Annotated in this window: 10 protein-coding genes and 1 pseudogene; 6 read left to right on the forward strand and 5 right to left on the reverse strand. The window is 56.4% G+C overall.

The features are described from left to right. Window positions 1–176: 176 nt before the first annotated feature. The 5 genes from ACFPLB_RS14150 to ACFPLB_RS14170 all read left to right on the forward strand — a co-directional run bounded on the left by ACFPLB_RS14150 (window position 177) and on the right by ACFPLB_RS14170 (window position 5,003). The gene (locus tag ACFPLB_RS14150; protein WP_378230738.1) at window positions 177–1,298 is read left to right on the forward strand and encodes a baeRF11 domain-containing protein; all 1,122 of its coding nucleotides are present in this window, start codon (window positions 177–179) and stop codon (window positions 1,296–1,298) included. 51 nt (window positions 1,299–1,349) lie between these two features. Beyond that, window positions 1,350–2,246, forward strand: coding sequence for a universal stress protein (locus ACFPLB_RS14155; RefSeq protein WP_378230740.1), 897 nt, complete (start codon window positions 1,350–1,352; stop codon window positions 2,244–2,246). Between the two features lie 118 nt (window positions 2,247–2,364). Continuing rightward, window positions 2,365–3,828, forward strand: a complete 1,464-nt coding sequence (locus ACFPLB_RS14160; protein WP_378230742.1) for a GGDEF domain-containing protein — start codon at window positions 2,365–2,367, stop codon at window positions 3,826–3,828. A gap of 261 nt (window positions 3,829–4,089) precedes the next feature. Then, window positions 4,090–4,842, forward strand: coding sequence for an SDR family NAD(P)-dependent oxidoreductase (locus tag ACFPLB_RS14165; protein ID WP_378230744.1), 753 nt, complete (start codon window positions 4,090–4,092; stop codon window positions 4,840–4,842). 17 nt (window positions 4,843–4,859) lie between these two features. Next, window positions 4,860–5,003 carry a hypothetical protein gene (locus ACFPLB_RS14170; RefSeq protein ID WP_378230746.1) on the forward strand — a complete coding sequence of 48 codons (144 nt, stop codon included), beginning with the start codon at window positions 4,860–4,862 and terminating at the stop codon, window positions 5,001–5,003. 49 nt (window positions 5,004–5,052) lie between these two features. Here ACFPLB_RS14170 and ACFPLB_RS14175 read toward each other — a convergent pair. The 3 genes and pseudogenes from ACFPLB_RS14175 to ACFPLB_RS14185 form a co-directional block, all read right to left on the reverse strand. Then, window positions 5,053–5,867, reverse strand: a pseudogene (locus tag ACFPLB_RS14175) (IS5 family transposase). Between the two features lie 600 nt (window positions 5,868–6,467). Continuing rightward, window positions 6,468–7,796 carry an acetamidase/formamidase family protein gene (locus tag ACFPLB_RS14180; RefSeq protein WP_378230748.1) on the reverse strand — a complete coding sequence of 443 codons (1,329 nt, stop codon included), beginning with the start codon at window positions 7,794–7,796 and terminating at the stop codon, window positions 6,468–6,470. A gap of 156 nt (window positions 7,797–7,952) precedes the next feature. After that, window positions 7,953–8,420: a thioredoxin domain-containing protein gene (locus ACFPLB_RS14185; protein WP_378230750.1), complete on the reverse strand. Its 468-nt coding sequence runs from the start codon at window positions 8,418–8,420 to the stop codon at window positions 7,953–7,955. A gap of 248 nt (window positions 8,421–8,668) precedes the next feature. Here ACFPLB_RS14185 and ACFPLB_RS14190 point away from each other — a divergent pair, with 248 nt between their 5' ends. Beyond that, the gene (locus ACFPLB_RS14190; protein WP_378230753.1) at window positions 8,669–9,055 is read left to right on the forward strand and encodes a DUF302 domain-containing protein; all 387 of its coding nucleotides are present in this window, start codon (window positions 8,669–8,671) and stop codon (window positions 9,053–9,055) included. A gap of 91 nt (window positions 9,056–9,146) precedes the next feature. On the opposite strand, the gene ACFPLB_RS14195 is transcribed toward ACFPLB_RS14190, so the two are convergent. After that, window positions 9,147–9,770 (reverse strand): class I SAM-dependent methyltransferase, encoded by a 624-nt coding sequence (locus ACFPLB_RS14195; RefSeq protein ID WP_378230755.1) that lies wholly within the window; start codon window positions 9,768–9,770, stop codon window positions 9,147–9,149. Window positions 9,771–9,798: 28 nt separating this feature from the next. After that, window positions 9,799–10,182, reverse strand: coding sequence for an MAPEG family protein (locus ACFPLB_RS14200; RefSeq protein ID WP_378230757.1), 384 nt, complete (start codon window positions 10,180–10,182; stop codon window positions 9,799–9,801). Between the last annotated feature and the right edge of the window lie 200 nt (window positions 10,183–10,382).

The following is a 10,382-nucleotide window of genomic DNA, read 5'->3' on the forward strand; positions in this document are numbered from 1 at the left end:
CCACGTGCGCCGACGTTCTGATCTATTTTTCGATCACAAAAGCAATCCTGTCACTGCTCTGAGAAAGAAATATGAGGCTGTTGGTCGCAATAAGATGCTTTCTGCCTTCGCAACCTCTATGTTTCCGGTGCACGATGTCAAATTAGGTCATGTGCCCGCATCAACAAGGAGATTTCATGCTTTATGTAGACATTCCCACGCGAAGCGAGTTCGCAACTCTGTCCACTGCGCGCGCGGATGCCTGCGTTTCGATCTACGTCAGGACCACGCCCGTTACGCAAGAGGTGGGAGCGTCGCGGATCGAATTCGGCAACCTCATACGAGAGGCCCAGTCACAGCTTCAGGAGGCTGGCTTTGATAAACGGCGGCTGGCAGTGCTGATGGACAGCCTGAGTGATTTGCTCGATGATGATGAATTCTGGCGCTTTCAAGCTAACAGTCTGGCCGTGTTCGCAACGGCGGACTCCATCCGCGCATACCGTCTTGCCAATGACCTGACGTCGATAGTGCAGGTTTCCGACCGCTTCCACCTGAAGCCGCTGTTACGCGCCGTCACCTTCCCGCACTCCGCCTTTGTCCTTGCCCTTTCGGAAAATGCCGTGCGGCTGATGGAGATGCATGCCGATCTGGCGCCTGAGGTCGTGAAGGTGCCTGATATGCCCAAGGATGCAGCGTCGTCGGCCGGCAAGTCTACCCTGAACGATCGTACCTTCAGCGGTCGCATTCACGGTTCCGAGGGACAGAACGTTCGCTTCCAGCAATATGTCCGTAAGGTCGACGCTGCGCTTCGCCAGGTTCTCTCCGGCCGCGAGACACCGCTGGTATTGGCCGCCACCGGCAGACTAGCGTCGATCTTCGCCCAGACCTGCTCCTATCCGCATTTGTTGAAGGATACGATTGCCGACAGCCCCGACCAGTTCAGTGAGGCTGAGCTTGCCACCAAAGCACGGCCGATCCTCGATAAAGCGTATTCATCCGAGATCGCCGAGATCCACGCTCTGTTCGAGAGGCGTGCAGGAGACAATCGCACGACAACAGACATGGCAGATGCTGCGCGGGCGGCGACCTTTGGTGGGATCGACACGTTGCTCATCGATATCGACACCACCGTTCCGGGCTTTGTTGATGAAGAGAGCGGTGCAGTGACCTTCGTCGAGAAAGATGACGCAAAGGCCTATGGCGTCGTTGATGAGATCGCGGCACGAGCGCTGGCCAGCGGCGCCCGTGTCATGGGCGTACGGCGCGAGGATATTCCGGGGAAGGGTGAGCTGGCAGCAGTTCTACGCTATCCGGTCTAGCAATAGCGGGAGGAGCCTACGGCTCCTCCCCAGAATATCAGGAGAGCCGGCGTGACGATCAAAACAATTATTGCAGCGATCGCCCTCGAACATGGAGAGCATCAGGTGGCGCGCCGCGCGATCCGGCTTGCCGCAGATAACGGGGCCAAACTCGTGCTGGCTCACGCAATCGAGAGCCTTCCGGAATCCGACCCTGATCTTCCGTCACCAGTCAATCAGGAAGCAATTGCCAACGTGCTGTCGGCCGAGGCTATCGCATCACTGAAGCAGATGGCGGAGAGCGCGGCAGTTCAGACAAAAATTGAGGTGGAATGCGGTAAAGCCGACCAGTTGATCGAGCGCCTGATACGCCACCACGCTGCCGATCTGCTGGTCATCGGACCCGGAAAGCCGCAGAACCTGCGCGAAAAAATATTTGGCTCAACTGCCGACCGGGTTGTCCGCACCGGTTTGTGTCCGATCGTCATCGTCAAGCGCGCAATCGACGAGCCATACCGCCGTGTGATTGCAGCTATTGATTTTTCGCCGATGTCGTTCGCGGCAGCACAAACCGCCGTTCAGATAGCCCCGTCGGCGAAACTTGAGTTGATACACGCTCTCGAAATCCCGCTTACTTTCGAACAAGCGATGCTGAAAATAGGGACGTCGCAGGCTGAGATCGACCAATATCGTCAAGCCAAAGCGCAGGCTGCCTACGTAGAATTGCGGTCTGTGCGTGCTGATCTAGCTATGGTAGGAAAAATCCGGGTCGTTCGAGGCGATCCCGCCACAGCGCTGGTTCGGCTGGCGAGGTCCGGCAAAACCGATCTGGTAGCGCTCGGGGTTCAAGGGAAAAACGCCATTTCCAAAATGGTGCTGGGCAGCGTCGCGCGCCGGGTGCTCGCGGGTGCATCCTGCGATGTGCTTCTGGCCTGGGAAGCATCCTTGCGAGTAAAAGCGGACCGCTAACGCTAGGCGCTGGGCTGTAATCTCTGGCTAATAGTAAAAACGCTGATTTTGAACGGTTCTCATAAAATGTTCGGGTTTCAGAGGTAGGTCGTTAACCGAGGTGTGTTACCTTTGGCTGATGATTAGAAAGACTTCTGCAGTTCGGGAACCAGAGAGCCTTATTTCTAGGCTTGATTGGGTTTTTGGTGCTATTCTCTATTTTTCACTGGCATTTGTGATGATCCGCTTTGCGAGTGAAGGGCATGAAATTGCGGCGGTATGGGTCGCAAATGCAGCGCTGATCGGCCTCCTAGTCAGTCAGAGGAAGCCCAAATGGATCCGGGTTTGCCTATCAGCTCTCATTGTTAACGCTGCCGCTAACCTGCTCACGCGCGGGGAGCTCACAACTGCGATTCTCTTTGGGATCGCGAATATTGCCGAAATTGTGATTGCCACATGGCTGTTGCGGACCATGATAGGCCAGCGCAGCGTCCTGAGCTCGCTCGGCGTCTTTGGCAAGTTCACGCTGATCGGCTTTCTTGCTTCAATTGTTGGTGGCTTTCTTGGAGGCGCGGCAGCATGGCGGCTCTTTGAGGTCGAATTTCTAGCTGCTTGGGCCGCGTGGAGCCTCAGCGACACGCTTGGTATCCTCGTCTTTACGCCGTTCTTCCTGGCTTTGTTCAAGGGTGACTATCGTCGATGCATTCGTGAGAAGTCGTCGCTTCAGCAGTTAGAGGCAATGGCCTTGCTTATTGGGACGTTTTTCGCCGCCGGCGCAATTTTCTTCGTTATAAGGAAGGTGCCGATCTTTATCCTTCTGGTTCCGACAATGCTTGTGACCCTAAGGGTCGGTCAACTGGGAACAAAAGCCGCGGTCATGTTAATCGCCGCGGTTGGCCTTTCATCGACATTCTTGGAAACAGGACTAATTTATCGGGCAAATGATTACGACGAGCAGATTTTAATTTTACAAGTGTTCCTGTTCGTTCTTCTGTTCAGCAGCCTACCTGTTGCTGCTGATCTTACAGCACGTCGAAGAGCGGCGATCGCATTCGGCCGTCGCGAGCAAGAGTTGACACAAATAGCTGCTACTGATGCTCTAACGGGCTTGGTAAACCGTTCAGCCTTCATGAGGCTTGCACAAGATGTGCTTTCTCAGCGGCAGGGCCGACAGATTTGCCTGATTACAATAGACGTCGATCACTTCAAGCGTATCAATGATACATTCGGGCATCATGCAGGAGACGATGCATTGCGTCATCTTGCATCGGTCGCGAGCTCTCATCTGCGGAGTCCGGATATTTTATGCCGTTTTGGGGGTGATGAGTTTATGCTGCTCTTGCTTGACGCTGGCATTGTTGATGCCGAAGGGATTTGTGGGCGGCTCAAGGAAAGCCTGCGGCGGAGGCCGGTGCGCCTTGAAGACGGAACAACGCTTTTGTTGTCTGTAAGTTGTGGGATTGCGGTTGCTGACGAGGCTGAGACTTTTTCTGAACTGTCCAGGCGGGCGGATATAGCACTCTATGATGCAAAGAATGCAGGGCGTGGAACCTATCGGACAGCATCCACCGATCGCGGTCAGCGACGCGCAGCTGTTGGGTAATGCCTCAAGCTCCTTCGGCCAAAATGCTGGTCTGGCACGACCCAGGCAGGCTGCCCAGTCGTTTGACAAGGCACAGCTCAAATAGGGCTGCCACATTGTGCCTCTTTCGGGAAAGTTTGTACCCGTACGAGGCCACTGTGCCAGTCCAATAATTGTTGCCGTCAAATACATTGAGGTACATCAAAAAATATAAATTAGCGTGTTGATAAATGAAACGGTGATATCATCATCAAGCTGCACCTACTCATGGAGTTTTTTGGCATGAAGGATTTTGAAAACAAGATTGCCATTGTAACTGGCGCCGGTTCGGGCATAGGCGCAGCAATTGCGCAGGAACTGGCTGAGAGAGGAGCAGTCGTCGTCGTGGCGGACCTCGACCGTGACGCCGCGGAAGCGGTCACAGCTAGCATCCATGCCAATGCTGGGGCGGCCCATGCTTTCGCAGCCGATGTTTCGGATCCCGTATCAGTCGAGCATATGGTCGACTTTGCCGTTAAAGTCGGTGGAGGGCTCCATATCGCTGTTAACAATGCAGGCATTGGCGGCCCGGATGAACTGACTGGCGATTATCCACTCGATGGTTGGCGCAAAGTGATCAGCGTCAATCTGGATGGCGTTTTCTACGGCATGCGATATGAAATTCCAGCGATGCTGAAGTCGGGCGGCGGTGCTATTGTCAACATGGCGTCGATCCTCGGTTCAGTCGGCTGGAACAATGCCTGCGCCTATGTTGCGGCTAAGCATGCTGTTGTTGGCCTGACCAAAGCAGCGGCGATCGAATACGCCACTCAGGGCGTGAGGATTAATGCTGTTGGACCTGCCTTTATCGACACACCACTTCTTTCAAATAATCTCGACGCCGAAACGCTTGGTCAGCTTGCAGGACTGCATCCGATGAACAGGCTCGGATCACCGGAGGAAGTCTCAGCCCTGACATGCTTCCTGCTCTCACCGCGTGCGAGCTTCATCACCGGTAGTTATCATCTCGTCGACGGAGCCTATACAGCTCGGTAGCAATCAGGGACAACGCCATGAACATCATTGAAATGCCCCATGCCGAGTTTATAGACTGCTATCTTCTGAGCGCCCCGGTTAGCCCAGCTGGTGAGAAGGCAACGAAAATGCCGCAAGCCACCGATAGCGCAAATATTGTTGCCGGTTCCATCCCAATATGAGAGGTTGGATCGTCGTCGTGATCTACGTAGGGAAAAGCTGATTTAATCCCTAGCGTTCGTGGACAAAGGGTATCCATAGTTTGATTGCGGCAATTGCGACGAAGCCGAGATAGGATTCCCTGGTCTTGTCGTAGCGGGTTGCCACACGTCGCCAGTTCTTGAGCTTGTTGAAGAGCCGCTCGATCTGATTTCGCCATTTGTATTTGGCTTTGTCGTGAGGGATCGGGTCACGTCTGTTGCTCTTTGCCGGAATGACAGCCTCAATGTTTGCGTTGGCGATCTCCTCGCGAATGGCATCGGCGTCATAACCCTTGTCGGCGAGGAACGCCTCGATCCGGTCGGAAATCATCCGGAACAAAGGCGCGAAGCCTTGGGTGTCGTGCGTTTGTCCTGGCGTCAGCACGAAGCCGAGCGGACGGCCTTTGGCATCGCATCGGGCATGGAGCTTGGTGGTGAAGCCGCCGCGCGATCGGCCAAGCGCCTCGGTCTCCTGAGTCCCCTTTTTATGCCGACTGCACAATGGTGTGCCCGGATGACGGTGCTGTCGATCATGTCGGCGCTTCGATCCCGCTCGACCACCTCGGCTAAGGTCTCAAGCATCGCGTCGAACACGCCGATCTCGACCCATCGCCGATACCGCCGGAAGACGCTGTTCCACTTGCCGTATTCATCGGGCAGGTGCCGCCATTGCGCGCCCGTGCGCGCCATCCACATCATGCCTTCGAAATACCGTCGATTGTCCTGAGCAGGCCGGCAGCCGCGTCCTCGTTCAGCAGGCAAAAACGGACCGATCAGTGCCCACTCTTCATCCGTTACACCAATCCGTTCGCCCAAGGCTGCCTCCAAAAGGAAGCCTTGAATCAAAATCAGATTCCACAGTCAACCTTTGTCCACGAGCGCTAGATCTGTGCAGAGTCCTATTCATTTAAGTGGACATGATCGGTTGCGCGCCTGCTTTGCCGCGGGCATAGTCGTTCCGAGATTTCCATGGAGTTCGAGATTGGAAAGTCGAAAACGGGCGCTCTCGGGATCTTCTATCTCATCAAGCTAAGCACGAAAGATTTCAGCCACCTCAACCATGTTACAATCGTGTGGCGACAGCCTGAGCCGCGTTATGCCGTGGCGTAAGAGCGTCGCTTGGTCGAACAGTGCGGCCCAGCTTTACCAAATAACATGGCCCTGCTTCCCACCGTACCATTCACATGAGACGCACAACACTGGAATGATAATGATCCAGGTGTTTTGCGCACGTTATTACGACTTTCAAGATCGTCATAGCATGCTTCCAGTATGACATGCGCCGCGCCAGTTCGTCTTGCTGAGCTGGCACGGGGCAAGTTCAAGTAAATCGGAAGTCGAGCAATGGCACCGTGAATGATCCTCCAGTCGTATTGTGAGGGTTGTGCGATCTTGGGGGATGCTGTTGTTCGCCTCGGTAATTACGACATGATGAGCTCCTGCTTCTTATGTCCGCAGATTATACTGCTCCCGTGCATAATCTCCCAGACCAACAGCGTCGAGCCTGGCAAGCGGCGCGAGCAACGTTACCTGGATGACACCCGGTGCGCGGCCGATCTCGATCGCGCCGTTGATCGTCGCCCGGTTGCGAACCTCCGGCACCGTCATGTCGAGCAGCTTTGCCGCCCGCTCCAGCCCGTTGTCGATGGCTGCATTCATATTGGCGGCCGTACCGATGACCGAGACTGGCGCGAGTTCCTCGATATTGTTCATGCCCCACGATTTAGCCAGACGCTCGGCACGGGCGCGTTCGTCGGCTGTGAAGGGGCGCGCCAGCGGCGGCAGATCCTCCAGTAGCGGGAACAGTACCGGGCCGTCGATCGGATAGTTCTTCACCACCTCGACCTGTAGCGTGACACTTCCGGCGACATCCATGGTGTGACCGGCGATCTCGCCGTCACCCTGCGCGGCATGCATGTCACCCATATAGATGCCGCCGCCCTTCACTTTCACAGGCGCGATCAGGATCGCCCCCGGCCGTACGGCGTCGATATCCATATGGCCGTCGGTCTTGTGTTCTGCGAGTTGTTCGGCGGTGATTGCGTAAGGATGCGGCGCGCCGACGAGGAAAGCGCCGAAATCGCCGGCATTATGCGAATCCGGTATGGGGTGCGACGGGGTGGTGCCAAGCTGGCCGAGGAAGGGGCGCATGCGCACCATGACGCCCGGGATATCGGATGGCGCGAAGGCCAGGATCGGGTGCTGCACCGATTCGTCGGGCAGGGCGGCATAATGGTAAGGCTCGCGGGCGATCTTCTCCGCCGCTTCCTTGGACACGGTTACGCCGACCTGGCGCGTCTCATCGAAGACGACCGTATACCCGTGGACGATTTCAAACGGCTTCACCGCGTTGCCGCATTTGTCGCATTTGACGGCATCCTGCCCGATTCCCTCGAGATGGGTTTCGGGCCAAACCTCGTCACAGACAGGACAGCGCGCGGCGACATAAGGATCCCCGAGGCAAAAGCCTTCAGGCGAGGAATCATGGCCCGACGCCGTGGCGATCGATGTCACGGTGACGTCGCGGATGCGGATGGCGATGCCGTCGCCGGGTTCTGCGCCGTCGACATAGACCGGCTGCGTCACCTCGTGGCCGCCGCGTAAGCGAGGCGTTATCATCGGCCCCCAGCAGCCGGGAACGGTGTTGGCGATGATGGTGCCGCCATTTTCGACCGGTCCGAGCATCGGAGCATTCGGATCAAGCAGGGCGTTGGTGAAACCATTAACGACGACGCTGCGCCTGGGGGCGCTTGAAGTCATGGTTTGCCTGTTCATATCTTTTCTCCTCTATGTTTCTCGCCGCGTTGCGGTGAGCTCCCGCGCCAGACGCATTCTGTTGCTTGCTCAATCTTACCGCGTCAGGAGCCGGGGGTCATTACGTGAGTCAAAATCCTTGCCGCTCACTCATATTCGAGTTGCCGGTGACGCTCCTCAGGCCCGCATGCTGCTCCTGATTTGCACATCTGCCAGTCTTGCCCGCGCCCATGCAGAAATTCCACCAGCCACCCCGCCTCCTGAAACGCGGGCGACCTCGACGCCGTCCGAGAAAAGAATCATGGTCGGAATGGTTTGTACGCGTAGGCGTGCCGCCATCTCCGGCTCGGCGTCCGAATTGAGTTTGACCAGCCGCATATCAGGCTCCAGCTCATAAGCCGCCGCTTCATAGGCGGACGCCATTACAACGCATGAACTGCACCAGGGCGCCCATAGTTGAGCCAGCACCGGCAGATCACCTTGTTGAATGTGTTTGTTAAGCGCAGCTGCATCGACATCAATCGGCTTGGCCGAGAATAGCGGAGTTCGACAGCGCCCACACCGTACAGCATCCGCAGGCTGCTCTGCCGGGACACGATTGATGCCTCCACAGTGCGGACAGATAATCTGGCGGCTGACAAGCATGTTACGATGGCCTCCGATGGCATACTGCAGGGGCGGTTCGACGGGACTCCGACTGTGACGCCGTACAAAGGTTGACAAGATATTCGAATAGATGCAAATACGCAAGTGCGTATATAGAAATTAGAATCATCTGTCGGTCGCGTAGGGCACTGCGGTCGGGAGAGTGATGAGAGTGCCTGGTTGCTGGCGATCAAATTGGGCCGGTCGGCATGCTTTCGAATTCAATTCGATAATAGAAGGATAGTCCCATGAGCTATACACTTGACCGCATGATTACAGATGCCTCACTCGATGAGATTGATGCACGTACCCGCAAAGCTCTTGGCGATCACGGTTTCGGCGTGCTGACCGAAATCGATGTTCGCACGACGATGAAATCGAAGCTCGGGATCGACATGCCCGGATATCGTATCCTTGGAGCCTGCAACCCGAAAATGGCCTACCATGCAATTGGTGTGGAGCCTCGCGTCGGCGCCATGTTGCCTTGCAACATCATCTTGCGGGAAGTTGATGCTGGGGTGGAAGTCAGCGCCGTCGATCCGGTTGCTTCGATGCAAGCGATCGACAATGCTGCACTGAAAGAAGTTGCAGGTACGGTCAAAGATATGCTTGAAAAAATCGTCGCCGAAATCTGACTGAAGAATTCTGTCTAGGGGGCTGACCATATCGCCAGTCGGCGATATGGCTGTCTCAAGGTTCGGCACAGGCCTTACGGAAGGATGAATGTCAGTATCTGCCGCTGTCGTCTGGCCGGCGTGCAACGAGATCGATCAGCGCGGAAAGTCCGTCATGGCCCCGACCTTCGCGGATTGTCGTGTCGTGCTCTTCCAGATGCAGGATCTCAAAATCTCCAAAGACCGAAAGAAGAAGATCACGCGTGTACATGTTCTCGCGCTGCGGCGGGCCACCAGTGCCGAGATCGACCTGTTCGGGGCGATAGCCCTGCAACAACACCAGCCCGCCTGGTTTCACCGTCCGCTTCATGCCATCGAAGAGCCGCATTCGCAGCGCCGGATCCGCGAACTGGATGAAGATCGCGACGACATGATCGTAAACGTCCTGCGGCCATGGCCAGTCGACGAGATCGGCCAGTTCGAGCTTCATCTCCACATCCGCCTCAGCAGCGAGCCGCGCGCTCTTTCCCAGTGCGACGGAAGAGGCATCGATGGCATGGACCTCGAGGCCGAGGCCTGCCAGAAACACGCCGTTGCGGCCTTCGCCATCGGCGACCGCCAACACGCTCTCACTTTTTCCGAAGCGACGGGCCTCACGCTTCAGGAAGGCGTTCGGCTCACGGCCGAACAGATATTCCTCGTCGCGATAACGTTCGTCCCAGCGGTTAACGGTCATTGTTCACACCTTCTGTTCCTGATGCAGCTTATACCAGCCCGACAAGCAGCAGCAGGGAGGAAATCAGGATCACGCCCCAGCTGCCGAGGACGCCAAAGCCTCGAAACGGCCTTTGCCACCGCGATGTCGCGGGTAGGACCATGCCGACGGGATGGGCAATGCGCGACAGGAGAAGGATCGCGGCAAGCGCATGGAGTCCCCAGCCATTCATGCCGACCATCTCATTGAAGCCGATCAGGATCAGCCCCAACGGCACATATTCGGCGAAGTTGGCATGGCTGCGAATGCGCAGGAACAGCGCAGGTTGCCCACCATCTCCCATCGCCACCCTGTAAAGCGCGCGCCCCTTGACCACCCAGATCGACAGGCCAAGGAAAACCAGACCAAGTAGCGCGGCGTAGGATGCCGTCACCTGAGGAAAATCATAAAAAATGCCTCGCTGAGCATGAATGGATGACGACCGGCCTGCGCCGGTCGCCAGGATGCTGGTTGCAGCCTGCTGTCAAATGGCGGGCACCGCACGATAGTTGGAGCGAAGCGCCATTGTCGATTTACACTTCAATCTGAGACTCTGGCATTCTGTGCGAGAAAGTTACACTCCAATTGAGACTA

Origin of the sequence: Aquamicrobium segne, assembly GCF_042656785.1 — a bacterium.
Classification (GTDB): domain Bacteria; phylum Pseudomonadota; class Alphaproteobacteria; order Rhizobiales; family Rhizobiaceae; genus Mesorhizobium; species Mesorhizobium segne.